The organism is Pseudomonas hunanensis (assembly GCF_013393325.1).
Taxonomy (GTDB): Bacteria; Pseudomonadota; Gammaproteobacteria; order Pseudomonadales; family Pseudomonadaceae; genus Aquipseudomonas; species Aquipseudomonas putida_P.
In genome coordinates this window covers 31,662-55,833 of record NZ_QJRC01000091.1, presented here as the reverse complement: position 1 = coordinate 55,833, position 24,172 = coordinate 31,662, and the positions used below count along the sequence as shown (strand labels likewise).

The window sequence follows — 24,172 nt, the reverse complement described above, 5'->3', positions numbered from 1 at the left end:
GGAGCACATATCCCTGTAGGAGCGGCCCCATCACACCGATATCAGGCCAATTCCTCGGCCTGATCCTCACGCACAACCGCCTTCACTTCATCCAGCCGGCTGATGAACTTCCAGTCCGCCTCGTCGATGTAGATGCCGTTTGGCCCGCTGCCACCTTCCAGGTCGATCGCCACGCGTGCCGATACCTGCGGCTTCACGCTCGCCAGAATCGGCACGAAGCCCAGCTGCAGGCTGGTTTCCAGCAGTGCCGCCTGGTTGCGTTCGTCGATGTCCGCCGCTTCGTCCAGGTAGTACGGCAGGCGAATGCGACCGGCCAGGTCGCGGTCCATCAGGTGCAGCAACAGGTACATGTTGGTCAGCGCCTTGATGGTCATGGTGGTGCCGTTGGACGCTGCGCCGTCGATGTCGGCGTGGATGATCGGCTGGCCGTTGACCTTGGTGATCTCGAACGCCAGCTCGAACAGGTCCTTGAGGCCCAACTGGTTGTGGTTGGCTGCCACCAGGCGTGCCAGGTATTCCTTGGCCTCTTCGTTCTTGTTGTCCTGATCGGCACTTTGGGTCAGGTCGAACACCGACAGGGTTTCGCCTTCTTCGTACTGGCCGGCACTGTGGATGATCTGGTCGATGTGCTTGAGCGCTTCCTTGTTCGGCGCCAGTACCACACGGAAGCTTTCCAGGTTGGACACCTGGCGCTTGTTGATCTCACGGTTGAACAAGGCCAGCTGGTGCTCGAGGCTGTCGTAGTCGCTGCGGATGTTGCGCAGGGTACGGGCGATGTCGGTGACTGCAGCGCGGCGGGCCTTGGCCAGGGTCAGGGCCTCGTCGGTTCGGTGCGCATAAGCGTTCACCAGCAACTGCAGGCGGCGTTCCATGTCGTCTTCGCTGTCGAACTTGGCCACGCCTTTCAGGCGCACCTGGGCGTACAGCGCCTCGATCTGGTTATCCACACGTTGCAGGCCTTGCCAGCTGTCCTGGTAGTCGTTGAGCAGCGGCAGCAGGTTGTCCATCGAGTCGTCGATGGCTTCCATGAACGGCGTGCCATAGGGCAGGTCGGCCGGTAGCAGTTGGCGACGACGCAGGGCGTCTTCCAGGGTGCGCTGCTTGGACTCCAGGTCACCAAGCTGCCTACCGACCAGCTGCAGCTTGGCCGACAGCTGCTGGACACGCTCGGTGAAGGCATCGCTGGAGCGCTTGAGTTCGTCCTGGGCGGCTTCCAGTTGCGACAGCTGTTCCAGCTTCTCGGGCTCTTCGGCGGCCAGGGTTTGGCTGCGGCGGAAGTCCTCCAGCGCTTTCTGCGCATCCAGCACTTCCTGGTACAGGGTTTCGGTCTGCGCTTTGGAGGCGGAGCGGTCGGCGGCCACGGCTTGCTGGGTCTTGAGCTGCTTCAGCTCTTTTTCCAGGCGCTCTTTCTGGTCGCGCAGGGCGGCGCGGTCCGCCAGGGCTTGCAGTGCCGGCGGGTCGATGTGGGTCAAGTCGATGGCCAGGCCCGGGGCTTCGAAACGTTCGCCCTTGAAGCCATCCAGCACCGCTTCCAGCGTTTTCACCCACAGGTCGCTGTCGTCCAGCTCGATGCCACGGTCGCCCAGCGGCAGGCTGAACAGTGCGCCGTTGAACAGGCGCATCAGGCGGTCGACGTCCTGCTGCGAGAACTCTTCGCGCAGGCGGGCGTAGCTGTTGTTGTCGGCGTGGTCCAGCTGCTGCTTGACCTGCTTCAGGCGTTTTTCCAGGTCGCGCACGCGCTCGTCCAGGTCTTCGGCACTGAACTGCCGCGACTGGGCCAGGGCGCCGGCCAGTTCGTCGTGGGCGTCCTTGGCCGCCAGCAACTGCTGCTCCAGCACCTTGACGTCATCGACCAGGGCGAAGCGGTGCTTGAGCACCGACAGCTCGCCCAGCCAACGCTGGATACCGGTGATTTCACGTTCCAGGCGCATCAGTTCCTGGGTACCGCCGCGCTGATCGTTCTGCAGGCGGTCCTGCTCGCCACGGTAGTGCTCGGACTGGATGACCAGCTCTTCCTTGCGCGCCATGGCGTATTCCTGCCAGGTGCCCAGCAGGGTGTCGAGCACAGGCGAAATGCGGTGCAGCTTGCCGCGCAGGATGTCGCGCTGGGCAACACCACCAGCCAGGGCCTCGACCAGTGGGCCGGCAGCAACCAGGGCGTTGTAGTCCTGCTCCATGCGGCGTACGTCGCGGAAGGCCTCTTCGCACGCCGCGATGTAGTCGACGCTGCCTGAACGCAGGCTGTGCTCGAACGCGTCGAGGAACAGCTGCTTGAGCTTGGCCGCGGTGATTTCGCGCATGTGCAGCAGGTTGATGAACAGCGCGCGGAAGGTTTTCAGGCTTTGTTCGCTGGTGGAGCGCAGCGGGATCATGGTCAGGTCCAGCGGCACCGAGGTGTGGCCGCCAACCAGCAACCGGCGCAGTTCGTCCGGCTTCACTTCATAAGCCTTGATGCCAAGGCGCTCGAGGTTGGTGAACAGCTCTTTCTGGCGTAGGCAGGTGTCGTTTTTCTGGTAGTGGGCCAGGTCCAGTTCGCCTTTGTAGGCGAAGAACTGGTGGCCGAAACCGCCACCCGGGCCGCGGCCGACCACGCCGATCACGTGCGGGCCGTGGGGCAGGCTCAGTTCGCAGAGTATGTACGAGGTGTCGCTGGCAAAGTAGAAGCGGCGCGACTGCTCGAGGCTGTACTTGCCGAAGCTCATGTCCGACATGCGCGCCAGGATAGGGAACTGCAGGGCGTTGATCGACGCCGATTTACCCAGGTTGTTGGCGCCGTACACCGACAGCGGGTGCTCCAGCGGGAACAGGCCAAGGCTGTAGCCGGCGGTGTTGAGCAATGCGAAGCGGCGGATGCCGTAGCGTTCCTGGCTCATGCGTCAATCTCCTGTTGCTCTTCGCGGATGGCCCGGGCCAGCGCGTCCTCTTCGCTTTCCTCGCCCTCGAAGGGCGTGAGGTCGAGCGGGTCGTCGGTACGGTTGAGTTCTTCGGCGCTTTCTTCCTCGACCAGTACCGGGGGCGGCAGCGGCAGGTCGCTGTGCAGGGTGGCGGCTAGGTCGCGGTCTTGCTGCACCGAAAGGCACACATCGAGGAAGCGGTGCATGGGCGGCAGGAAGCGGTAGATACCACCTTCCTCGTGGGCGAAGCCGAGCTGGGTCATGCGCCGCAGGATCTTTTCTTCCAGCTCGTCCACTGTCTGCACTTCGGCTTGCAGGAACAGGTCGCGGTACTTGTCCAGCAGCGAGGGCAGTTCGTCGCGGCCAATGCTGCCGCCGTCGAGTACGGCCATCGGGTCACGGCCCTGGTCGGCAAGGTGTTCGACCAGGATGAAGGTGAACAGCGACAGGCGCTGCGCGGTCTTGTTGACCTGGGCGGCGGTCATGTCCGGGACGAAGTAGTAGAAGCCACGGGTGTCGCACACCAGTTCGAAGCCCAGGGCCTTGAACAGGGTGCGGTACTGGTCCTGGAAATTCGACAGCTGCGCATACAACTCGGGGTCGCGGCGGCTGACGTGGAAGCCTTTGAACAGCTCGCGGAAGATCGGCGCGAGCTGGGACAGTTCGGAAAGATCAAGATGCATGGGCTGGGCTCGCGTTGGATTCGGTAGGCGCGCTGGCGGCGTCTTCGCGGCTGGAGGTCAGGGCGAACGAGCGCAGGCTGACCAGGTGTTCCTGGGTGGTGTACTCGCGGCGGTCGAGGCGTTCGCGCTTGAAGCGTTTTTCCCGCGACAGGCGCGAGAACCAGTACAGCAACTCGTCCGTAGCACCCTCGGGCTCCTGCTCAAGCAGCCAGACCATCAGGTCAGGCAGCGGCAGGGCTTGTTCGCAGCGTTCGGCCATTTCTTTCACCGTGCGCGGGGCGCGGGGCAGGGCACCGGACTGGGTCTTGTGGGCCTTGGGGAAGCGCGCTGGCTTGGGTTCGAAGCGGGCCAGGGCGTAGACGTAGGCCTCGACCTGGCTGGCACTGCCAAGGAAGGTGCTTTGCGGGCGGGTGAACATCGGCATGGCCGCTTGCGGCACGGCATCGATGCCCTTGCGCCGGATCACCGACAGGGCCAGTGCGGCGCCACGGGTCACGGCATTGTGCCGGCGTGCTTCTTCGCGCAGTGGCAGTAGCAGCTCGCGGGCGTGGCGCAGGGTCAGCTGGGCGCTGGTCTGCATTTCCAGGATGCGTGCGTGGGTACGCAGCAACATGTCGTCATCGACCAGGTGGCCCAGGCGCGCCTGTTCGCCCAGCAGCTTCAACAGCACGGTCTCGACCTTGCGTACGCCCTGCTCGAAGGCGCCGTCGGCGTTGACCAGCTGGATCATCGGCTCGACGTATTCGTCCCAGGTGGCGAGTACTTCGGCATACCGCTGGCGCAGCGGAATCTGGCGGTTGCTGGTCTTGGCCCGTTCGGCCACGGCTACCAGCGCCTGCTCGTCGTTGTCGAGTTTTTTCAGCACATCGCGCACGCGCATGTCGAGCAGGCGCAGCTGGCGCGCCAGGTCGTCGCTGTCGCGATTGTCGAAGGCATCCTGGATGTGCCCGGCCAGGCGTTCCAGGTGGCGCAAGTACGCTTCGATTTCCAGGCACAGGCCCAGCCGGTGTTCGCGGCGCAGGTAGGCGAGGAAGTCGTGGATCTGCGCGTTGAGCTCGAAACGGTTCGGGCTCTTGGCAACCGGGACCAGGATATCCAGGCGGATCCACACGTCGAGTAGCTGGGTGATGTCCTGCGGGGTGCTTTCGAGCTGCTGGCGGGCCACATGCTGGCGCAACTCGACCAGGCTCAGGGTGCCCTGGTCGAAACGCTCGCACAGCGGCTCGATCAGGGCCCAGTGTTCGGCTAGGGCGCGCAGGACGCGCTTGGGTTCGATCATTGGCTTCGACTCGTTGCCAAGAAAAAGGGGGCGATTGTACTGCATCCCGGGGGGAGGTTTTCACCCCTTGGTCTGTAATGAGGGATAACCTTATGGCTAGTAGGTGTATGGCGTTGTTTTTGGGGCGGTTTTGAGAGCGAGCGCCGCACCGGCGGCGCTCGGTCTGATAGGCGCTGCAAAAACCAAGGCGTACACGTTAGAATGCCCAATTGTCTTCACCCCTCGGATACCCATCCCTTGCTCACCGAACCCCGTCGCCGCGCCTACCTTTCCGCCATGCAAGTGGTGCACTGGTTGCCGCGCGCCGAACTGCCGTTCGCCGCACCGTCGCGGCCGGAGCTGTTGTTGCCGGTGGCGACGGTCGAGGATGTCGATTTCGAAATCAGGCCGGCATCGGCTGCAAATGACGCTCCCGCCACACCCCAGGCCCGTTCCGGCGAACGGCCGAAAATCGAGATCCCGCGCCCGAACAGCGCGCCCAAACCCGCCGCCAAGCCGGTCGAGGCCGAAGAGCAGCCGGCGGCACCCCGCCCGGCGCCCGTGCCACCTCCACGCTTCTCGTTGCAGTTGCTGCGCGCCGGCAGTTGCCTATTGCTGGTGGAGTTGGCCACAGGCCAGCCGTTCCAGAGCCGCGACCCGTCCTACCTGCTGCTCAAGGACATGCTGCGTGCCGCCGGCCTGCCCGACGCCCCGCAGATCATCGGCGAGCCTGTGCGCTGGCCGCTGCTGGTGCGCGGCAACATGGACCAGGGCCCGGAGGCCGCGCGCGATTTCGTCCAGGGTTTTGTCCAGGCCCGCCTGGAAGACGCCCCGAGCACCTGTCTGTGGCTGATTGGCTTGCCGGCACTGCGCTTTGCCGCCAATGCCGATGCCGAGGCCTATTACCAACCCCTTAAGCTGGACGGCCTGGGCGACGCCTGGGCGCTGCCGGGCCTTGAACTGTTGATGGACGAGCCGCAACGCAAGGCGGACGTCTGGAAAGCCATGCGCCAGCTGATGGCGCGCTGGAAGAGCGTTGAATGAGTGACTCGATCAGTTTCCGCCCGATGACCGAGGCGGATCTGGATGCCGTGCTTAAGATCGAATATGCCGCGTTCAGTCATCCCTGGACCCGCGGAATCTTTCAGGATGCGCTCAAGTCGTACGAGGTCTGGCTGATGTTCGACGGCCAGCAGCAAGTGGGCCATGGCGTAATCAACGTGATCATCGACGAAGCCCACCTGCTCAATATCACCGTAAAGCCGGAAAACCAGGGTTGCGGCATGGGCCTGCGCCTGCTCGAGCACCTGATGGCCCGGGCCTACCAGCTCAATGGTCGCGAATGTTTCCTGGAAGTACGCGCCAGCAACCAGTCGGCTTATCGTCTATACGAACGTTACGGTTTCAACGAAATCGGCCGGCGCCGTGACTATTATCCGATTGCTGGTGGCCGTGAAGATGCCCTGGTGATGGCCTGCACGCTGCTTGAGGATTGACCTGGCTTAATCGATAGCAGCCACGGCGTGGTTTTCTTTGTTCTCCAAGCACGGATGGCTTAAGGATGAAAAAACTGCTTCTTGTAGCAGGCCTGTTGATTGCCGGGGCTGCTCACGCCGATGAGCGCGACGTGTGGATGTTCGCCCAGTGGGCTGGTGACCATCAAACTCGGCCCTTTCGTGAAATGCTGGTCGATGCCCGTCTATATGGGGTAGTGCCTATCCATCAGTTGCTGCGGTCGGCCTCGGACTGGAAGCTGTGCCGAGCGTCGCCTTTCGCCGTGCCACCCGCCGACAATTGGCCGGCTGTGCGCACCACCCTTGCGTTGATCAAGACACTCGATGACCAAGGCATCCTGCGCCAGTTCGAGGTGGTTTCGGCTTACCGTGAGCCGCGACTGAACGCCTGCGCCGGCGGGGCAGCGAACAGTGCGCATATGCGCGCTTTCGCCGTCGATATCTTGCTGCCAGCCTGGGCCGACCCCAACCCGCTGTGCCGTTTCTGGCAGCAGCACGGGCAGGCCTGGAACATGGGCCTGGGGCGCTATCCTTCAGGCCGCATTCACGTGGATACCGCCGGTTATCGCACCTGGGGTGGCGATGGCAGTGCGGGGTCGTCGTTCTGCAGCAAGCCCAAATGAGCCAGAGAGCGCCGGCATTCGTCCATTACCCACTCGGCGAAGCGCTGGCGTTTGCTGTTGTCGTCCAGGGGCAGTGGGCTAAGCAGGTGATAGGCCGAGCCGTCGCGCACAAAACCGTAGGGGGCCTGCAACTGCCCGCTGTCGAGTTCGTCGCCCACCATCAGGGCTGAGGCCATGGCCAGGCCCAGGCCGGCGCTGGCGGCCTGGATAGACAGGTAGAAGTGCTCGTAGTCGCTGCGTTCGTTGTGCAGTGCCTGCTGGCCGCTCAGGCGCAGCCAGGTGGGCCATGCAGCGGGGCGGGTGGTGCTGTGCAGCAAGCGCTGGCCGTCCAGTTGAATGGGGGCGCCGGGGTGGCGCACCGGGCCGATCCATTCGTCACAGATTTTCTGGTTGTACAGCTGGTTGCCCCAGTGGAAGTCGTCGCGGCGGATTGCCAGGTCGACACCGCTGCGGGCGAAGTCCAGCGGCCCGCCTGCGGCCACCAGGTGCAACTGCAGGTCGGGGTGTGCAGCATGGAAGCGGGGCAGGCGTGGGATCAGCCAACGCATGGCGATGGTCGGCTCGCAGGACAGCACCAGCACATTGTCGCGGGCCTGTTGTTGCAAGCGCTGCACGGCGCCTTCGAGTTGTTCGAATATTGCCTGGGTAGTGCCTTGCAGGGCTCGGCCGGCGGGGGTGAGGAAAATGGCCCGGTTACGGCGCTCGAACAGCTCGACGCCAAGGCTTTCTTCAAGCAGGCGTACCTGGCGGCTGACCGCGCCGTGAGTGACGTGCAAGTGTTCGGCGGCGCGCACGAAGTTCTCGGTTTGGGCGGCGATGTCGAAGTAACGCAAGGCATTTAATGGCGGCAGTTTCATGGTCTTCCTGCTGGCCTGTGCAAGCGTTTGCACAGGTTAACGTTTTGCTTGTCTGTGAGGAAAACTATCAGATTTACAGCACTTTAAATCGATTTTTACTCTTCTATAAGCACTCGATAATAACGCGGTCTGCGCATTTTCATCGCCTATCGAGAGCCCCTCAGCATGACCGAACTAATTGCCGTCGCCTTGTTTACCCTGCTCGCCGTCATCAGTCCTGGCGCCGACTTCGCCATGGTCACTCGCAGCAGTTATGCACAGGGCCGCAAGGCCGGGCTGGCCGCCGCAATGGGTATCGCCCTGGGGGTACAAGTGCACGTGCTGTATACGGTCTTGGGCATTGCCGTGGTTATCAGCCAGAGCCCGGCGCTGTTCCTGGGCATGAAAGTACTGGGCGCGGGCTATCTGGTTTACCTGGGCTACAAATCGCTTACCAATACTCAACGCATCAGCCTTGAGGGGGGCGGTCAATCGGCCGCCAGCATGGTGCAAGCGCTGCGCACCGGCTTTCTGACCAACGCCCTCAACCCCAAGACCATGTTATTCGTCATCAGCGCCTTCACCCAGGTGGTGCAACCTGGTAGCCCATTGAAGCAGGCATTCGCCTACGGCGCATTCATGTCCTTTGCCCATTGGCTTTGGTTCAGCCTGGTCGCAGTGTTTTTCTCCAGCACAGCATTGCGCAAGGCAATGATCGACCGTCAGGTGCTGGTGGACCGCGTCATTGGGCTGGCGTTGATCGGGCTTGGCCTGGCAGTGGCGGTGGCCGGTATCCGTTGAGCGGGGATGATTGCATGTTGGGGTGATGGCCATTTAGAATAGAATCATTCCCATTTGCGAAGCTTCGCGATGATACCAACCCCATCTGCCGCCGCTGAGGCCTGTCTGTGAGCCCGGAAATCCTTCACGAAGCTGCCGAATGGCTGGTGCGTCTGGAGGGCCAGCCGAGTGGGCGCGACCGTGAGGCGTTCCGTGCCTGGTTAGCGCAGGACAGTGAGCATCTGGAAGCATTCCAGCGCATGCATGAAACTCTGGGCCCCATGCAAGTGCTCAAGCAGGCGCCTGCATGCAGCGCGCAACTGAGCTGCAATCAGCAGCGCCTTTCGAGCCGGGGGCTGAAGGCACTGGCCTTGATCGTGGCCGTGGTATTGGCGCTGTCATTGGCGCTGTAGCTGCAGCAGGGGCCAGCCTATCGCCAGGCGACAACTTTTTCGTAGGCAAAGAAAAAGGGCTTACCTTGCGGTAAGCCCTTCGTCTTGTTTGGTGGCTACACAGGGACTTGAACCCCGGACCCCAGCATTATGAATGCTATGCTCTAACCAACTGAGCTATGTAGCCGATGGCGCGCATTATTCTCTTGAACGGCCCCCCTGTCAACACTCATTTCAAAAAAAATTTGCACGCTTTCAAAAACTTAGCAGCCAGCCCCTGTTTCAGCGCACCACAAGCCAGTGTCCCAGCACGCCCTGCAGTTGCAGATGCTGGGCGTCAGCCAGGGATTGCAGGCTTTCGCCAGGCCGGTCGAGATTGAAATCGCCGCTCACGCGTCGATGCGCCACTTGTTCATCCATCATCCACAGACGCTGCCCTTGGTAACCGGCAAGGCGTTCGAGCACTTGCCCCAAAGGCATGTCGGTGGCTTTCAGGCGACCGCTGCGCCAGCTGTCGGCGGTTTTCAGGTCGGCCTTCTGCACCGGGTCGACGCGCTTGCCATCGAAGGTCACCCGCTCACCCGCCGAGACCATGCGCTGCTCACCGCCCTGGGTGACCATGGCCTTGCCACTGAGTACCACGAGTTCGTCACGCCCGGCATGGCGGGCTACCTGCAGGCGGGTGCCGTACACCTGGATGCGGGCGTTGCCGACTTCTACCTCCATGGCTCGCCCGTCGAGCATCACTTCCATGAACACCTGGCCCTGCACCAGGTGCAGCAGGCGGGTGCGCCCGCGCAGGTCGACGTTCATCGCGCTGGCGCTGTCCAGGTTCAATGTCGTGCCATCTGCCAGGCGCGTGCTGCGGCGCTCGCCCACATCGGTGTGCAGCTCACTGGCCAGGCGTTGCATCAGCGGCCAGTACAGGTAGGCTGCGGCGCCCAAACCAAGCAGGAATACAACCGCCAACCATTTGCCCAGGTGGCTGCGCTGCACAGCGACTTGCCGTGGGCGAGGGCGAGCGGGGGGTGGTTGCAGTTGTTGCCAGAACGTTTCCAGCTCGGCATAGGCGTGTGCGTTCTCAGGGGCTTGGCACCAGGCCGCGAATGCCTGGCGCTGGGTGTCGTCGCAACCGGGCTGGCGCAGCAACGAAAACCACTCCAGCGCTTCCTGCTGTGGGTCGGGCTGCAGTTGCTTGGCGGGCATCGGGCTCATGGGTTCGGTCTGCTCACGATAGGGGCCGTTTCGCCCAACGATGACAGGGATAATGAGCCAAGGATGCTAATTATATTGAGAACCATTTTCAAGTACGTTGCGACAGAGGGATAAAAAAGGTAGCTATGTATCTATTTGTTTCCCGATAATCGGATCCCAAACCTGAGGACGGAGATTTAGGCAAATGGCCACCAGTAGTGCCTCCACCGCATCCACCGCTGCAACGGCCAACCAGGCCACACCGCTGGTGATGCGCATCATCGGTTTCTGTGCCTTGGCGCACTTGATCAACGACCTGATCCAGTCGGTACTGCCGGCGATCTACCCCATGCTCAAGGCCAACTACGACCTGAGCTTCGCCCAGATTGGCATGATCACCCTGACATTCCAGATCACCGCCTCGCTGTTGCAGCCCTGGGTCGGCTTCTTCACCGACCGCCGACCGACGCCCAACCTGCTGCCCCTAGGCACCCTGTGCACACTGGTGGGCATCGTGATGCTGGCCTTCGTCGGCAGTTTCCCGATGATCTTGCTGGCGTCGGCGCTGGTGGGCATCGGCTCGTCGACCTTCCACCCGGAAACCTCGCGTATCGCGCGGTTGGCTTCGGGTGGGCGTTTCGGCCTGGCCCAGTCGACTTTCCAAGTGGGCGGCAACACCGGTTCAGCACTGGGCCCGCTGCTGGCGGCGGCCATCGTCATTCCGTTCGGCCAGACCCACGTGGCCTGGTTCGGCCTGGCCGGGCTGTTCTTCCTCGGTGTCACCCTGATGCTGCGCGGCTGGTACAAGGAGCACCTCAACCAGGCCAAGGCGCGCAAGGCGGTGCAAGCCACCCACGGCATTTCGCGCAATCGGGTGATCGCGGCGCTGATCGTGCTGGGCCTGTTGGTGTTCTCCAAGTACTTCTACATGGCCAGCTTCACGAGCTACTTCACCTTCTACCTGATCGAGAAGTTCGGTGTATCGGTGGCCAGCTCGCAGCTGCATCTGTTCCTGTTCCTCGGCGCGGTAGCAGCGGGCACCTTCTTTGGCGGGCCGATCGGTGACCGTATCGGGCGCAAGGCGGTGATCTGGTTCTCGATCCTGGGCGTGGCGCCGTTCACCTTGGCGCTGCCGTATGCCGACCTGTTCTGGACCACGGTACTGAGCGTGGTGATCGGTTTTATCCTGGCGTCGGCGTTCTCGGCCATCGTGGTGTATGCGCAGGAACTGGTACCGGGCAGTGTGGGCATGATTGCCGGGATCTTCTTCGGCTTGATGTTCGGCTTTGGCGGCATTGGCGCGGCGCTGTTGGGGTATGTGGCAGACCTGCGCGGTATCGAGTATGTGTACGGGCTGTGCTCGTTCCTGCCATTGTTCGGGCTACTGGCGGTGTTGTTGCCGAGCACCGGTAAGCGCTGATGCAAGCGGGGCTGCAAAGCAGCCCCGACGATTGACGATTGGGCACCCTTGGCCTAGAGTGCCGCCTCTTTTTTTCAACCACCTGCGTAGTAGCCAAAGCAATGTGCCGTACCCAATCCCTGCCCAGCGCCCGCCAGCCTGCCTTCCAGGCCCTGCGTCGTGCATGGCCGAGCGACACGGTACTCAAGCGCCGCCGCAGCGTGCTGTTTGCCTTCACCTTTTCGCCACACCTCGCCTGAACTGATCTGCGCTTTTGCGTCGCTCGCCGCCCCGGCGTGCGCGCCTGTGTCTGCACGTCTTTTCGGTTTGCAAGGAGTGGTACATGAACATGCGTTTACTGGCGGGCCTGTTGTTCGCCGTTTCGGTTGTGGGTTTCAGCCTGGGGGCCAGCTTGCCGCTGGTGTCGTTGCGCCTGCATGAGGCGGGGGCAAGCACCCTGGAAATCGGCATCATCTCGGCCATCCCTGCCGCAGGCATGATGCTCTCGGCGTTTCTGGTCGACGCCTGTTGCCGTCATCTCACCCGGCGCACCATCTATCTGCTGTGTTTCAGCCTGTGCACGGTCAGCATTGCCTTGCTTGAATCGGCTTTCGGCTCGCTGTGGCTGCTGGCGCTGTTACGCCTGGGGCTGGGGCTTGGCATGGGGATCGCCATCATCCTCGGCGAGTCGTGGGTCAACGAACTGTGCCCAGAGCACAACCGCGGCAAGATCATGGCCCTGTACGCCACCAGCTTCACCGGTTTTCAGGTGCTTGGCCCAGCCATGCTGGCAGTGCTGGGCGCAAACAGCCCCTGGATAACGGGTGTCGTCACGGTCTGCTATGGGCTGGCGTTGCTGTGCATCGTGCTGACCGTGCCCAACGACCATGTCGAACACGAAGAGGGCGAAAAGAGCTTCGGCCTAGCCGGGTTTTTCCGTGTGGCGCCGGCGTTGTGCATGGCCGTGCTGTTCTTCTCGTTCTTCGATGCCGTGGTGCTGTCGCTGCTGCCGGTTTACGCCACCAGCCATGGTTTTGCCGTTGGCGTGGCGGCGTTGATGGTGACGGTGGTGTTTGCCGGCGACATGCTGTTCCAGCTGCCGTTGGGCTGGTTGGCCGACCGGGTCGAGCGCACCGGGCTGCACCTGGCGTGCGGGCTGGTGGCGATGGCGATCGGCATCGGCTTGCCTTGGCTGCTGAACCTGACCTGGCTGCTGTGGCCGCTGCTGGTGGTGCTGGGCGCGGTGGCAGGGGGCATCTATACCCTGGCGCTGGTGCTGATCGGGCAGCGCTTCAAGGGCCAGGACCTGGTGACAGCCAATGCCAGCGTGGGCTTGTTGTGGGGCGTGGGCAGCCTGGTGGGGCCGTTGGTCAGTGGGGCAGCCATGAACGTCGCGCCGCATGGCCTGCCCATGGCGCTGGCACTGATGGCCGGGCTGTTCGTGTGCTTTGCCAGGCAGTCGTATCGGCGTGCAGGGCGGATGCGGGCTGTGGCGGAATAATGCCCCTCACGCCGCGCCGATGCTTACCCAGTAGCGGGTCCTGTAGTCGACCCGCACCGGCAGGCTGCGGCTGAGCAACTGCAGGATTTGCTCGGTGTCGGCCAACTGATAGGTGCCTGAAACCTTCAGGCCCGCCACCTCTGGAGCGCAGCGCAACAGGCCCGGGCGGTAGCGGCCGAGTTCGCTGACAAATTCGGCAAGTGGCATTTGTTGCACGCTGAGTACCCCGTCAGTCCAGCCCCAAGGGTCGCTGTGCAGCGCCAACGCCTGGATGCTGCCGTTGGTCCCGACTTGCAAGGTTTCACCTGGCAGCACCTGCCTCGGTGAGGCCGAGGCAGGGAACAGCGTGACTTCACCTCGACGCACCGACAGCAGCAGGCCCTGGCTGTTTTCACGCAGCAACAGTTGGCCATCGACGGTGGTCAGCGGACCGATACGGGTGTCGATGTGGAACGGGCGGTTGTCATTCGGGTTGCTGTCCAGGCTGATTTCGCCCCGTATCAGCTCCAGCTGGCGTTGCTGCGCGCTGAAGTGCAGGTCGATGGCGCTGGCAGTGTTGAGCTGGATACGGCTACCGTCAGTACTTTGCCACTGGCGCCGTTCACCCGTGGCGGTGCTGCTGTCGGCCAGCAGTTGTGGCAGGCCCAGCGGTTCGCGTGCGGCCCAGCCCAGGCTGCCGCCTACGGCCAACAGCCCCAGCAACTTCAGGTGGTCCCGGCGGCTGACGCGTTGGCGCTGGCTACCCTCCAGGGTGCGTCGGCTCAGGTCCTTGGGCAGCCCGGCCAGCTCGTCGCTTAGATGACTGACCCGCTGCCAGGCCAAGGGGTTGTGCGGGTGGCTGCCCAGCCACTGCTGAAACTGCTGCTCGGTACGCGCGCTGGGGCTGTCGAAGCGCAGTTTCACCAACCAGTCGATGGCCTGATCGACCTGCACCTGTGCCGGCGTATCATCAGGCATCGGCATAGCGCAACCGATAGCAGACACCCAGGGCCTTGGCCAGATCGCGCTCGACGGTGGCCCTGGACACCTCCAGGCGTTGGGCGACCTGCACGATGCTCAAACCGTCGAGCTGTGCCAGCAGGAACGCCTGGCGCACGCGCGGCTTCAACTGGTGCAAGGCGCGGTCGAGGCGTTCCAGGCTATCGAGGATGACCAGCCTGTCCTCTTCGCTGGGCACTTCGGCTTCGGGCAGGTTAGCCAGGCTTTCCTGGTAAGCCCGTTCCAGCGCGCGGCGGCGGAACTGGTCGATCATCAAGCCACGGGCGATGCTGCTGAGGTAGGCGCGCGGCTCCTTCAGCGGCGACACCTGGCGGGCGCGCAACACGCGCACGAAGGTATCCTGCGCCAGGTCTGCGGCGTGTTCGCTACAGCCGACCCGGCTGCGCAACCAGCTGCGCAGCCAGGCATGGTGGGACTGGTAGAGCAGAGCGACCTCGGTCGGTTTGAGCGTGTCGTTGAACTGCATCGTAGCGAAGGCCCGGTCCCGTGATGTGTGCGATTGTGAATGGTTCTCAATTCTATGCGGGGAGGATGGCGCGGAGCAATGGTATGCCAGGAATTAGCCGCGCAAGAACCGGCGTTTGCCCGATGAGCGGCTGCGCTAAGCTGGACCTGCAATCGACTTGACGGAGTTGCCATGATTCTGGCCGACCTTTCCCCCGAGGCCTACCGCGAGGCCACCGCACACCTGGCGTCACTTGACCCGGACTGGTCGCGGCACATTGCGGCGACCGGGCCTTGTCTGCACCAGGCCACCTCGGGACGTGAGCCTTACGAAGCGTTGGTGCGGGCGATTGCCTATCAGCAGCTGCACGCGCGTGCGGCGGAAGCGATCCTGGGGCGGTTGCTGGCTCTGTTTCCGGCGAATGCCTTCCCGCAGCCAGAGCAGTTGCTGGCGGTTACCCCGCAAACCTTGCGGGCCTGCGGCTTCTCGGCGAGCAAGTTGGCGACGATCCAGGGTATCGCTCAAGCCAGTCTGGAGGGCTTGGTGCCGACGCGGGAGCAGGCGTTGGCCATGGCCGACGAGGCCTTGATCGAACGCCTGGTGGCGCTGCGTGGGGTAGGGCGATGGACGGTCGAGATGCTGCTGATCTATAGCCTTGAGCGATCGGACATTTTGCCAGTGGACGATTTTGGTGTGCGTGAAGGGTACCGGCGGCTCAAGGGGCTGGAGAAGGCGCCGACACCGGCGCAGATGCGCTCGCTGGGGGGCGCTTGGCGGCCGTTTCGTACGGTGGCGGCCTGGTATCTGTGGCGTGCCTGAGGCTATTGCATTGCCCGTTGCGGCCCTTTCGCGGGCCAGTACAGGCGACAACTTATCTGGATGCTGAACCATGACCCTCTACACCACCCCCGACCAACGCTGGCAAGCTGTCGAGTCCCGCGACGCCACCGCCACAGGCCACTTCGTGTACGCCGTACGCACCACTGGTGTGTACTGCCACCCTGGCTGTAAATCACGCCTGGCCAAACGCACGAACGTCGATTTCTACGACACCCCCGCTGCTGCCGAAGCCGCGGGCTATCGCGCCTGCAAACGCTGTATCGGCAAGGCCAGCACCGCCCGCCATCGCCAGCTGGTCACCCGCGCCTGCCGGCTGATCGAAACCAGCGACCCCGCGCCCAGCCTCGACCAGCTCAGTGCGCAACTGGCCGTCAGCCCCTTCCACCTGCACCGGCTGTTCAAGGCCGAAACCGGCGTTACCCCCAAAGCCTACGCCACGGCCTTCCGCGCCCGTCGCTTGCGCGCGCACCTGGAAGACGGCCAGCGCTCGGTCACCGATGCCATCTACGACGCCGGCTACAACTCCAACAGCCGCTTCTACGAAAGCGCCGACCAGCGCCTGGGCATGCGCCCACGGCAGTACCGCGCCGGCGGTGCCGGGGCTACCCTCCATTTTGCCTTGGGGCAGTGCTCGCTGGGCGCGATTCTGGTGGCCCAGAGCGACAAGGGCATATGCGCGATCCTGCTGGGTGACGACCCCGAAGCCTTGTTGAACGCCTTGCAGGACCAGTTCCCCAAGGCTCACCTGATAGGCGGTGACAGCGCCTACGAACGGCTGGTCGCCGAAGTGATCGGTTTCGTCGAGGCCCCGGCGCTGGGCCTGGCCCTGCCGCTGGATGTGCAAGGCACCGCGTTTCAGGAGCGAGTGTGGCAGGCCCTGCGCGAGGTGCCGGCCGGCAGCCGGGTCAGCTACACCGACATTGCCGAGCGCATTGGCGCGCCCAAGGCCGTGCGTGCAGTGGCCATGGCCTGCGCGGCCAACCCCATTGCCGTGGCCATCCCCTGCCACCGCGTGGTGCGCCGGGATGGCGACATCAGCGGCTACCGCTGGGGCGTGGAGCGCAAAGAGCAATTGCTGAAGCGAGAGACGGCACTCTCCTGATTGCCAGAAGCCGCGTAGAATCCCCCGCCAAATCGAATTGTAAAGAGGAATATTCGATGAGGCGTGTCAGCCTTGCCCGTAGTTGCCCAGGCCTGATGGCCCTGCTGGCCTTTATGCTGGTGCTCGCCAGCCCGGCGTGGTCGGCCCCGGCCACGCCATTGTCCAATTTGGCGGCTGCCGAAGCGCCAGCACTGGACGAAAACGCCAGCCTTGAACAGCTGAACGACCGCCTGGACCAGATCCGTCAGGGCGTCACCAGCGAGGCCAACGACGACCTGCTGTCGCAACTGCGTCTTGCAGCCATGCAGGTTCAGCGTCAGGCCGATGCATTGAGTGCACAGCGCACTGCCGATGTGGGAAAACTCGACGACAAGCTGAAGGTCATCGGCCCGGCCCAGCCGGACGAGGCACTCACTCTGACCCAGCAGCGCAAAGAGCTGGAGGCTGAGAAAAAGGCGCTGGTAGCCCAGCAGGACCAGGCCATCAAGCTGACCCAGTCGGCCCGCGACCTGTCCACGCAAATCGTCAACCTGCGCCGCAGCCAGTTCAACTCGCAGATCACCAGCCGTGCCGCTTCGCCACTGAGCCCGGCGTTCTGGCAGAGCATCATCCGCCCCACCCAGGACGACGTGGCGCGCCTGCGCGACCTGCGCGGCGAGGCAGCCGATGCCATCAACAGCGCCTTCAGCGCCGATCACCGCTGGCTGTTCATTACCAGCCTGGTGGCGGCGATTCTGGTATGGACCTTGGTGCGCCGCGTGCTCGAGCGCTTGCTGGCCAGTGCCATGGTCGGCTGGCTGCCCGAAGGGCGCCTGCGCCGCAGCGCTTTGGCCCTTGGTGTCAGCCTGGCAACCTTGGGTACCATCGCCGGTTCTGTTTCGTTGCTGCGCTGGGGGCTGGAAAGCAGTGCAGAGTTGGGTTCGGATATCGCCAGCCTGACCAACCACATTCTCGCCCTGGTCGTGTTCAGTGCCTTCATCACCGGCCTGGGCCGCGCCATGCTGATGCTGCAGCGGCCGTCCTGGCGGCTGCCGCCGATCCATGACGAAGTTGCCAGCGCGCTGGGCTGGTTCCCGAAGGTACTGGCATTGGCCCTGATGGTCATGATGACCATGGAGCGCATGAACAGTGTGATCGGCGCCAGCCTGGCGCTGACGGTGGCCGTCAACGGGCTGACCGCACTGGTAGTGGCGTTCATCTTTGCCGGCGCGTTGCTGCGTTATCGCCACACCCTGCGCAAGCATGAACTGGAGCGCCCGACGGGCCTGGCTGGGCTGATCCCGTTCGTGATGGTCATCTGGCTGGCGTTGATCCTGCTGGCACTGCTCACCGGCTACCTGACGCTTGCCTATTTCCTCACTGCCAAGTTGCTGTGGGTCAGCCTGGTGGTCACTTGTGCCTACTTGCTGACCACCTTCTTCGGCGACCTGTGCGAAACCCTGCTGTCGCCACGCCAGCCCGGAGGCCTGGCGCTGGCCTCGACCCTGGGCCTGGCACCTCGTCACCAGGCGCAAGCCAGCACCATCCTGGCTGGCATCGGCCGCACCATCGTGCTGTTCCTGGCGCTGTTGCTGGTGTTGATGCCATCGGGCACCAGCCCCAGCGAACTGCTGCTGAGCCTGGGCGATTGGGACGGCACCGGCGGCAAGCTGCTCGGCAACCTGAATATCGTGCCGCAGGACATCCTGCTGGCCCTGGCGATTTTCTTGGGTGGCCTGTTCGCCATCCGTGTGGTCAAGCGCTGGCTGAGCGATCGCCTGCTGCCGGAAACCGACATGGACGCCGGCATGCGGGCCTCGCTGGTGACCCTGGTGGGTTACCTGGGTTTCCTGTTCCTGGCCATGCTGGTGATGTCGACCTTGCGCATCAATCTCACCAGCCTGACCTGGGTGGTCAGTGCGCTGTCGGTCGGTATCGGTTTCGGCCTGCAGCAGATTGTGCAGAACTTTATCTCCGGCCTGATCCTGTTGACCGAGCGCCCGGTGAAGGTGGGTGATTGGGTGAGCCTGGCGGGTGTCGAGGGCGATATCCGCCGCATCAACGTGCGCGCCACCGAAATCCAGATGTCAGACCGTTCAACGGTGATCGTGCCCAACTCGCAGTTCATCTCGCAGAACGTGCGCAACGTGACCATGGGCAATGCGCTGGGTGTGGTCAGCATTACCTTGACACTGCCGCTGGAGACCGATGCCAACCAGGTGCGTGAGCTGCTGCTGGCGGCCTACCACGAGCATGAGGCGATTCTGGATGCGCCGGCTTCTTCGGTGTCGTTCAAGGACCTGACGACCAGTGGCATGGTGATTGGCGTCAGCGGCTACGTGGCCGGGCCGCGGCAGGTGTCAGGCACCCGCAGCGACCTGCTGTTCACCATTCTTGGGCGCCTGCGTGACGAAGGTATTCCCCTGTCTTCGCCACAGAGCATGGTACTGGTGCAAGAGGGTGTGCGCCCCGCTGACGAATCGGTGTGAATGCCGGGGGCTGCTCTGCAGCCCTATCGCGGCACAAGGCCGCTCCCACAGGTACCGCGCATGCTGAAGGGCTGCACACTTGCTGGGGGAGCGGCGCCTTGCGATGTTAGCCGAGGCAGCGCGTCACATGCTTGACCGATTGGTACGCCGACAACCCCCAAGGCCCCAGCTCGCGGCCGATCCCGCTGCCCTTGGTACCGCCCCACGAGGTTTCGACGAACACTGCCTGCACAGAGTTGATCCATACGTGGCCAACCTCCAGCGCATCGGCCACGCGCTCGGCACGCTCCAGGTCAGCGGAGCAGACGGTGGCTACCAGCCCGAAGCGGCTGTCGTTGGCTTCGGCAATCGCCTGTTCCTCTGTAGCAAAGCGCCGTGCGCACAGCACTGGGCCAAAGATTTCCTCGGTCCACAGGCGGCTGTCTTTCGGCACGTCGGCATACAGCGTGGGGCTGACGAACCAGCCATCACGGTCCAAAGCCTTGCCGCCGGCCAGGCACTGCAAACCTTCTTCCCGCGCCGTGGCAAAGTAGCTGGCCACCTTCAGCCACTGCGCCTGGCTGGTCAGCGGGCCCATGTCGACCTCTTCGGTCAATGGGTTGCCCACCCGCAGGTTTTCCAGTGCCGCCTGCAAGCGCGGCAACAGCGCATCGGCAATGCCGTCCTGGACCAGCAGCCGTGAAGTGGCCGAACACATCTGCCCGGCGTTCCAGCTGATGCCGGCAACAATCCACTCCACCGCCTGGTCGATGTCGCAATCGTCGAACACCACGATGGCTGACTTGCCGCCCAGCTCCAGTGTCACCGGCCGGCACTGCGCCGACGCGCTACGCATTACCTGGCTGCCGACGCTGTTGCTGCCGGTGAACGACAGCTTGTCCAGGCCGTTATGGTTGCTGAGCGCGGCGCCAGTCTCGGCCTTGCCGTTGACAATGTTCAGCACGCCGGCCGGCAGGCCCAGGGCGTCGGCGAGCTGGCCGTAGGCCTGCTCGATCAGCGGGGTGACCTCCGACGGTTTGAGCACCACGGTGCAGCCGGCAGCCAGGGCCGGGGCGAGCTTCCAGGCACTGGTAACCAGCGGGAAGTTCCACGGCACGATCAGGCCGACCACGCCCACCGGCTCCAGGCGGGTACGGGCGGTAAAACCGGGTGCGGCCAGCGGCACGTCACGGTTTTTCGACGGCAGTTGCTCGGCCAGTTCGGCGTAGTAGCCGAAGGTGGCGATGGCGTCATCCAGGTCGATTTCGGCCTCGTGACGGGGTTTGCCGTTGTTGCGCATCTGCAAGGTGATCAGCGCTTCACGGCGCTGCCCGAGCTGTTTGGCAAAGCCACGCAGGAAGGTTGCGCGTTCGCTGGCGCTGGTGTTTTTCCAGGCGGGCAGAGCGCTGCGGGCAGCGGCTACGGCCTGATCGACCTGGGCCACGCTGGCGGCCATCAGTTCGGCGAACGGTTGCCCCAGCGCAGGGTCGTTGACGCTGATGCAGTCGCTGCCCTGGCCTTCGACCCAACGGCCGGCGATATAGTGGGAAGTGGTCATGGTTGGTTTCCAGTCAGGCCATTTCGGCAGTGGTCACAGGCGTGCGCGCGGTGCTTTTGCAGCGCACCCAACGCGGGCCCTGGGGGCCATACACGCCGGCAGGTTCAGGGAACAGGTTGAGCAGCAGCAGGTACAGCACGCCAGCCAGCCCCAGGGTGACTGGCAGGCTCAGGTCGATGCCACCGGCCAGGTCGCCCAGCGGGCCGACGAACTGCCCCGGCAGGTTGACGAAGCACAGGCCGACCGCCGCGCTGGGGATCCACGCCCCCATGCCGCGCCAGTTCCAGCCGTGCAGGAACCAGTAGTGGCCACCACGCTGGCCGCGGGTGAACACCTGCAGGTCATCGGCGTGGTAGAAGCCGCGGCGAGTAATCAGGCCAAGGATCATGATCACCATCCACGGGCTTGTGCAGGTAATGATCAGCACGGCAAAGGTCGACACGCTCTGCACCAGGTTGAAGGTGAAGCGGCCAACGAAGATGAAGCCGATTGCCAGCACGCCGATCAGCAGCGTGGCGCCGGCACGGCTGAGCAAGCGGGGGAACACGCTGGACATGTCCAGGCCCGTGCCATACAGCGCGGTGGTGCCGGTGGACATGCCGCCGATCACCGCAATCAGGCACACCGGCAGGAAGAACCAACTTGGCGCTACCGCCAGCAGGCCGCCCACATAGTTGTTGGCGGCGATGTAGTCCGGTGCCTGGGTGGCAACCAGGGTGGCGGTACACAGGCCGAACAGGAACGGAATCAGCGTTGCGCCCTGTGCCGCGATCACTGCCAGCATGATGCGTGCCTTGGGCGTCTCACGCGGGATGTAGCGCGACCAGTCGCCCAGGAAGGCGCCAAACGACACCGGGTTGCTCATGGCCAGGATCGCTGCGCCGACGAACGCCGCCCAGAAGCCTGCCTGGCCAAGGTTGACGCTGCCTGCATAACCCGCATCGAACGGGCCGGCAAAGGCGACGATGCCCAACAGGAACAGCAGGCTTGAAGCCCACACGGCAATCTTGTTGACCCACAACATGAAGCGGAAGCCGAAGATGCATACCACCAGTACCAGCACCGCGAACAAGCCGTAGGCCAGGCCCAGGGTCAGGTCGGTTTCCGGCAGGCCGGCCAGGCGCTTGGCTCCGCCGACCAGGGCATCCCCCGAGCTCCAAACCGACAGCGAGAAGAACGCCACCGCCGTGAGCAGTGACAGGAACGAGCCGACGATACGCCCGTGCACGCCAAAGTGCGCGCCTGACGAAACGGCGTTGTTGGTGCCGTTGAGCGCGCCGAACAACCCCATTGGTGCAAGGATCAGCGCACCGACGCCAACGCCAAGCAGAATGGCCCACACACCCGCCTGGAACGACAGCCCGAACAGCACCGGGAAACTGCCCAGCACGGCGGTAGCGAAGGTATTGGCACCGCCGAAGATCAGGCGGAACAGGTCTAGTGGGGAGGCGTCGCGTTGATCGGCGGGGATCTGTTCGACGCCGTTGGTCTCGATACCGGTCGAGTGGCTCATGGTGGTGCTCCAGCGCGGTTGTTGTAGCCTGCGCAGTGCGCGGGCCTTCTTGTGGGTGCGATGGCAGGGCGGCAGTGCCGCGTAAAGGTGATCAGGCCGGCGTTACGACCGACAGGTGCTCGTGACAGGCCAACCACTGGTCGGCCTGGCGGCGAAAGACAATAGTCTCGCGTTCGCTCAAGCGGTGTTCTTCACCGGCGATACGGATATGCGTGGCCACATCGTGCATGAAGATCGCCACGTCACCTTGCAGGCTTACCTGAGCGTTGCTCGACTCGCAGGCGAGCACGGCAAAGCCTTCGGCCTGCCACTGGGCCCAAAGGTCTTCGTAGGCGCGGCGCGACAGCAGCGGCTGTGGCAAGGTGTGGAACAGGAATGTGGCGTCTTCGCTGAAACAGGCGAAATAGCGGGCGGTGTCGTTGCTGGCGAACGCGGCAACGAGGTCGGCGGCGGCTTGGCGCACCTGGAGTGTCTGGTCCACGGGAGTGGCCTCACGGTTTTTGTGATTATGGTGAAGCGATTCTGGTGGTGGTTGGCGAGGGGACAAATCGCTGACGGCAAATAATCAGTTCAGGAATTTGTGAAGTGATGGCCATGGGCAAGTCTCTTGAAATGCGCGCACTTGTAAATAATACTGCTTCCCATTAACACCCTCGCGTAACCCTGCCTCGAGGTACTCCCGTGTCGTCGCTGCCCCACAACGCTCAAGTCGGCGAGCTTTACCGTGGCCATCACTCCTGGCTGCGTGGTTGGCTGTTCAAGCGCCTGGAGTGCCAGCACCAGGCTGCCGACCTGGCCCAGGACACGTTCCTTCGCCTGCTGGGGCGTGACACCTTGAATGGCCTGCGCGAGCCACGCGCATTTCTGGCCACCGTCGCCAAGGGGCTGGTGGTGGACCATTACCGCCGGCTGAGCCTGGAACGGGCCTGGCTCGACAGCCTCGCGGCGCTGCCTGAGCCGGAAGCTCCGTCAGCCGAAGCGCGGGTGCTGGTGCTGGAAACCCTGGTGGAAATCGACCGGATGCTCGATGGGCTGAAGCCCAAGGTGCGTAGCGCGTTCCTGCTGTCGCAGCTGGACGGGCTGACTTATCCACAAATTGCCGAACAGCTGGGCCTCTCGCTCAGTTCGGTGCAGCAGTACATGACCCAGGCGTTCGGCCATTGCTACCGGGTGCTGTATTCGTGAGCGCATCGGAACCGACTGAGCAAGTGGTGGCGCAGGCCATCGGCTGGCGCGTGCGCCTGGCCTCGGGGCTGGCCCAGGTCGAAGAACTGGAAGCCTGCCAGCGTTGGCGCGGTTTGCACCCAAGCCATGAGCAGGCCTGGCAACGGCTGGCGGTGTTCGACGGGCGCCTGGGGGCGATGCCGCCACCCCAGGCAAGCCAGGCCCTGCGTTACCGCGATCGACGCACGGTACTCAAAGGGCTGGCGTTGCTATTGGGCGGCTCAGCCGTGGTCGGTAGTGCCAGCCTGGGGATGCGCGGCTCGCCCTGGCTGGCAGGGCAGCGCACTGCCATGGGTGAGCGCAGGCGCCTGCAACTGCCGGATGGCGGCTGGCTGCAGATGAACAGTGGTAGCGCGTTGGACCTGGCATTCGACAGCCAGCAGCGGCGTATAAATCTGCTGGCTGGCGAGGTGATGATCCAGACCGGCAAGCAAGGGGCCGAACGGCCATTCTGGGTTGAAACCCCCTTGGGGACCTTGCAGGCACTCGGGACCGGTTTCTCGGTGCGGCTGAATGACGAGAGTGCGTTGCTGGCCGTGGAGGAGGGGGCCGTTGCGGTGCGGCCGGGTACCTTGCTGCAATCTGCAGCCGTTATACGCGCGGGGGAGCAGGTGCGTTTCAACCGGCAAAGGGTATTTGCGACCCAGCCATTGGACCGTGACGCACTGGCTTGGCGCGACGGGTATCTGGTCGTTCGGCAGTGGCCTTTGGCCCGCCTGTGTGCCGAGCTCGGGCGTTATCGCAACGGGGTGTTGCGCTGTGACCCTGCGGTAGCGGACTTGCTGATTTCCGGGGTGTTTCCGCTGGACGAGCCGGACCGGGCGCTGGCGGCATTGGGCCGTACTTTGCCTGTGCGAACGCGGTACTTGACCCGCTGGTGGGTGACCCTGGAGCCGGCCTGACAAAGCGCGTGAGCCCCTTCGCGGGCATGCCCGCGAAAACGTTCATGCACATCTCACAGAAACTATTT

At 63.8% G+C, this 24,172-nt stretch carries 23 protein-coding genes and 1 tRNA gene; 13 read left to right on the top strand and 11 right to left on the bottom strand.

The window, feature by feature from the left end; translation table 11 throughout:
• Positions 1 to 41 precede the first annotated feature (41 nt).
• From mksF to mksB, 3 genes are read right to left on the bottom strand one after another with little or no spacing between them, the layout of a single operon-like run.
• On the bottom strand, positions 42 to 2,873 hold the full coding sequence (gene mksF / locus DM807_RS14755; RefSeq protein WP_012270437.1) for an Mks condensin complex protein MksF: 2,832 nt from the start codon (positions 2,871 to 2,873) through the stop codon (positions 42 to 44).
• Positions 2,870 to 3,577: an Mks condensin complex protein MksE gene (mksE, locus tag DM807_RS14750; RefSeq protein ID WP_179027494.1), complete on the bottom strand. Its 708-nt coding sequence runs from the start codon at positions 3,575 to 3,577 to the stop codon at positions 2,870 to 2,872. Before mksE ends, mksF begins: the two co-directional genes overlap by 4 nt.
• Positions 3,567 to 4,856, bottom strand: a complete 1,290-nt coding sequence (gene mksB / locus DM807_RS14745; protein ID WP_012270439.1) for an Mks condensin complex protein MksB — start codon at positions 4,854 to 4,856, stop codon at positions 3,567 to 3,569. The genes mksE and mksB overlap by 11 nt, the downstream gene beginning before the upstream one ends.
• Before the next feature lie 237 nt (positions 4,857 to 5,093).
• On the opposite strand from mksB, the gene DM807_RS14740 reads away from it, so the two are divergent.
• The 3 genes from DM807_RS14740 to DM807_RS14730 all read left to right on the top strand — a co-directional run bounded on the left by DM807_RS14740 (position 5,094) and on the right by DM807_RS14730 (position 6,972).
• A complete protein-coding gene (locus DM807_RS14740) occupies positions 5,094 to 5,879 on the top strand; it encodes an energy transducer TonB (protein WP_179027493.1) in 786 nt (261 codons plus the stop codon).
• Positions 5,876 to 6,331, top strand: a complete 456-nt coding sequence (rimI, locus tag DM807_RS14735) for a ribosomal protein S18-alanine N-acetyltransferase (protein WP_012270441.1) — start codon at positions 5,876 to 5,878, stop codon at positions 6,329 to 6,331. Before DM807_RS14740 ends, rimI begins: the two co-directional genes overlap by 4 nt.
• Positions 6,332 to 6,396: 65 nt before the next feature.
• Positions 6,397 to 6,972 carry a D-Ala-D-Ala carboxypeptidase family metallohydrolase gene (locus tag DM807_RS14730; protein WP_179027492.1) on the top strand — a complete coding sequence of 192 codons (576 nt, stop codon included), beginning with the start codon at positions 6,397 to 6,399 and terminating at the stop codon, positions 6,970 to 6,972.
• Here the strand turns inward: DM807_RS14730 and DM807_RS14725 are convergent.
• Positions 6,912 to 7,829 (bottom strand): LysR substrate-binding domain-containing protein, encoded by a 918-nt coding sequence (locus DM807_RS14725; RefSeq protein ID WP_012270443.1) that lies wholly within the window; start codon positions 7,827 to 7,829, stop codon positions 6,912 to 6,914. The two genes, DM807_RS14730 and DM807_RS14725, sit on opposite strands and share 61 nt — an antisense overlap.
• Before the next feature lie 165 nt (positions 7,830 to 7,994).
• Here DM807_RS14725 and DM807_RS14720 point away from each other — a divergent pair, with 165 nt between their 5' ends.
• A complete protein-coding gene (locus DM807_RS14720; protein ID WP_012270444.1) occupies positions 7,995 to 8,609 on the top strand; it encodes a LysE family translocator in 615 nt (204 codons plus the stop codon).
• A 107-nt stretch (positions 8,610 to 8,716) separates the two neighbouring features.
• Positions 8,717 to 9,001, top strand: a complete 285-nt coding sequence (locus DM807_RS14715; protein WP_012270445.1) for a DUF4880 domain-containing protein — start codon at positions 8,717 to 8,719, stop codon at positions 8,999 to 9,001.
• Positions 9,002 to 9,090: 89 nt separating this feature from the next.
• On the opposite strand, the gene DM807_RS14710 is transcribed toward DM807_RS14715, so the two are convergent.
• Positions 9,091 to 9,167, bottom strand: a tRNA-Met gene (locus tag DM807_RS14710).
• Between the two features lie 95 nt (positions 9,168 to 9,262).
• Complete coding sequence (locus tag DM807_RS14705; RefSeq protein ID WP_179027491.1) at positions 9,263 to 10,195, bottom strand: FecR family protein; 933 nt, start codon at positions 10,193 to 10,195, stop codon at positions 9,263 to 9,265.
• Between the two features lie 184 nt (positions 10,196 to 10,379).
• Here DM807_RS14705 and DM807_RS14700 point away from each other — a divergent pair, with 184 nt between their 5' ends.
• The 3 genes from DM807_RS14700 (at position 10,380) to DM807_RS14690 (ending at position 13,074) form a co-directional block, all read left to right on the top strand.
• Positions 10,380 to 11,594: an MFS transporter gene (locus DM807_RS14700; protein ID WP_012270447.1), complete on the top strand. Its 1,215-nt coding sequence runs from the start codon at positions 10,380 to 10,382 to the stop codon at positions 11,592 to 11,594.
• Between the two features lie 101 nt (positions 11,595 to 11,695).
• Entirely contained in the window at positions 11,696 to 11,833 is a 138-nt protein-coding gene (locus DM807_RS14695; RefSeq protein ID WP_171577253.1) for a hypothetical protein, read from the top strand.
• A gap of 83 nt (positions 11,834 to 11,916) precedes the next feature.
• Entirely contained in the window at positions 11,917 to 13,074 is a 1,158-nt protein-coding gene (locus DM807_RS14690; protein ID WP_012270448.1) for an MFS transporter, read from the top strand.
• Between the two features lie 6 nt (positions 13,075 to 13,080).
• Here DM807_RS14690 and DM807_RS14685 read toward each other — a convergent pair whose 3' ends face one another.
• Complete coding sequence (locus DM807_RS14685; RefSeq protein WP_012270449.1) at positions 13,081 to 14,037, bottom strand: FecR domain-containing protein; 957 nt, start codon at positions 14,035 to 14,037, stop codon at positions 13,081 to 13,083.
• Entirely contained in the window at positions 14,024 to 14,539 is a 516-nt protein-coding gene (locus tag DM807_RS14680; RefSeq protein WP_012270450.1) for a sigma-70 family RNA polymerase sigma factor, read from the bottom strand. The genes DM807_RS14685 and DM807_RS14680 overlap by 14 nt, the downstream gene beginning before the upstream one ends.
• A 171-nt stretch (positions 14,540 to 14,710) precedes the next feature.
• Here DM807_RS14680 and DM807_RS14675 point away from each other — a divergent pair, with 171 nt between their 5' ends.
• The 3 genes from DM807_RS14675 (at position 14,711) to DM807_RS14665 (ending at position 18,928) form a co-directional block, all read left to right on the top strand.
• A complete protein-coding gene (locus DM807_RS14675; protein ID WP_012270451.1) occupies positions 14,711 to 15,337 on the top strand; it encodes a DNA-3-methyladenine glycosylase family protein in 627 nt (208 codons plus the stop codon).
• Between the two features lie 70 nt (positions 15,338 to 15,407).
• The gene (ada, locus tag DM807_RS14670) at positions 15,408 to 16,460 is read left to right on the top strand and encodes a bifunctional DNA-binding transcriptional regulator/O6-methylguanine-DNA methyltransferase Ada (RefSeq protein WP_012270452.1); all 1,053 of its coding nucleotides are present in this window, start codon (positions 15,408 to 15,410) and stop codon (positions 16,458 to 16,460) included.
• A 56-nt stretch (positions 16,461 to 16,516) separates the two neighbouring features.
• Positions 16,517 to 18,928, top strand: coding sequence for a DUF3772 domain-containing protein (locus DM807_RS14665; RefSeq protein WP_060492874.1), 2,412 nt, complete (start codon positions 16,517 to 16,519; stop codon positions 18,926 to 18,928).
• A gap of 106 nt (positions 18,929 to 19,034) precedes the next feature.
• Here the strand turns inward: DM807_RS14665 and DM807_RS14660 are convergent, their stop codons facing one another.
• The 3 genes from DM807_RS14660 to DM807_RS14650 form a co-directional block, all read right to left on the bottom strand.
• Entirely contained in the window at positions 19,035 to 20,465 is a 1,431-nt protein-coding gene (locus tag DM807_RS14660; RefSeq protein ID WP_179027490.1) for an aldehyde dehydrogenase family protein, read from the bottom strand.
• A 13-nt stretch (positions 20,466 to 20,478) separates the two neighbouring features.
• The gene (locus DM807_RS14655) at positions 20,479 to 21,978 is read right to left on the bottom strand and encodes a purine-cytosine permease family protein (RefSeq protein WP_060514801.1); all 1,500 of its coding nucleotides are present in this window, start codon (positions 21,976 to 21,978) and stop codon (positions 20,479 to 20,481) included.
• A gap of 91 nt (positions 21,979 to 22,069) precedes the next feature.
• Positions 22,070 to 22,459 carry a YybH family protein gene (locus DM807_RS14650; RefSeq protein ID WP_012270456.1) on the bottom strand — a complete coding sequence of 130 codons (390 nt, stop codon included), beginning with the start codon at positions 22,457 to 22,459 and terminating at the stop codon, positions 22,070 to 22,072.
• Positions 22,460 to 22,659: 200 nt separating this feature from the next.
• Between DM807_RS14650 and DM807_RS14645 the strand changes: the two genes are divergently transcribed.
• Together DM807_RS14645 and DM807_RS14640 are read left to right on the top strand one after the other, a co-directional pair.
• Positions 22,660 to 23,163: a sigma-70 family RNA polymerase sigma factor gene (locus tag DM807_RS14645; protein WP_012270457.1), complete on the top strand. Its 504-nt coding sequence runs from the start codon at positions 22,660 to 22,662 to the stop codon at positions 23,161 to 23,163.
• Positions 23,160 to 24,104 carry a FecR domain-containing protein gene (locus DM807_RS14640; RefSeq protein WP_012270458.1) on the top strand — a complete coding sequence of 315 codons (945 nt, stop codon included), beginning with the start codon at positions 23,160 to 23,162 and terminating at the stop codon, positions 24,102 to 24,104. The genes DM807_RS14645 and DM807_RS14640 overlap by 4 nt, the downstream gene beginning before the upstream one ends.
• Positions 24,105 to 24,172 lie beyond the last annotated feature (68 nt).

Bases quoted from the DNA above. Each gene is read 5' to 3' on its own strand.
- mksF (WP_012270437.1), bottom strand. From the start codon at position 2,873: ATGAGCCAGGAACGCTACGGCATCCGCCGCTTCGCATTGCTCAACACC.
- mksE (WP_179027494.1), bottom strand. From the start codon at position 3,577: ATGCATCTTGATCTTTCCGAACTGTCCCAGCTCGCGCCGATCTTCCGC.
- mksB (WP_012270439.1), bottom strand. From the start codon at position 4,856: ATGATCGAACCCAAGCGCGTCCTGCGCGCCCTAGCCGAACACTGGGCC.
- rimI (WP_012270441.1), top strand. From the start codon at position 5,876: ATGAGTGACTCGATCAGTTTCCGCCCGATGACCGAGGCGGATCTGGAT.
- DM807_RS14730 (WP_179027492.1), top strand. From the start codon at position 6,397: ATGAAAAAACTGCTTCTTGTAGCAGGCCTGTTGATTGCCGGGGCTGCT.
- DM807_RS14725 (WP_012270443.1), bottom strand. From the start codon at position 7,829: ATGAAACTGCCGCCATTAAATGCCTTGCGTTACTTCGACATCGCCGCC.
- DM807_RS14720 (WP_012270444.1), top strand. From the start codon at position 7,995: ATGACCGAACTAATTGCCGTCGCCTTGTTTACCCTGCTCGCCGTCATC.
- DM807_RS14705 (WP_179027491.1), bottom strand. From the start codon at position 10,195: ATGAGCCCGATGCCCGCCAAGCAACTGCAGCCCGACCCACAGCAGGAA.
- DM807_RS14700 (WP_012270447.1), top strand. From the start codon at position 10,380: ATGGCCACCAGTAGTGCCTCCACCGCATCCACCGCTGCAACGGCCAAC.
- DM807_RS14695 (WP_171577253.1), top strand. From the start codon at position 11,696: ATGTGCCGTACCCAATCCCTGCCCAGCGCCCGCCAGCCTGCCTTCCAG.
- DM807_RS14690 (WP_012270448.1), top strand. From the start codon at position 11,917: ATGAACATGCGTTTACTGGCGGGCCTGTTGTTCGCCGTTTCGGTTGTG.
- DM807_RS14685 (WP_012270449.1), bottom strand. From the start codon at position 14,037: ATGCCGATGCCTGATGATACGCCGGCACAGGTGCAGGTCGATCAGGCC.
- DM807_RS14680 (WP_012270450.1), bottom strand. From the start codon at position 14,539: ATGCAGTTCAACGACACGCTCAAACCGACCGAGGTCGCTCTGCTCTAC.
- DM807_RS14675 (WP_012270451.1), top strand. From the start codon at position 14,711: ATGATTCTGGCCGACCTTTCCCCCGAGGCCTACCGCGAGGCCACCGCA.
- ada (WP_012270452.1), top strand. From the start codon at position 15,408: ATGACCCTCTACACCACCCCCGACCAACGCTGGCAAGCTGTCGAGTCC.
- DM807_RS14665 (WP_060492874.1), top strand. From the start codon at position 16,517: ATGAGGCGTGTCAGCCTTGCCCGTAGTTGCCCAGGCCTGATGGCCCTG.
- DM807_RS14660 (WP_179027490.1), bottom strand. From the start codon at position 20,465: ATGACCACTTCCCACTATATCGCCGGCCGTTGGGTCGAAGGCCAGGGC.
- DM807_RS14655 (WP_060514801.1), bottom strand. From the start codon at position 21,978: ATGAGCCACTCGACCGGTATCGAGACCAACGGCGTCGAACAGATCCCC.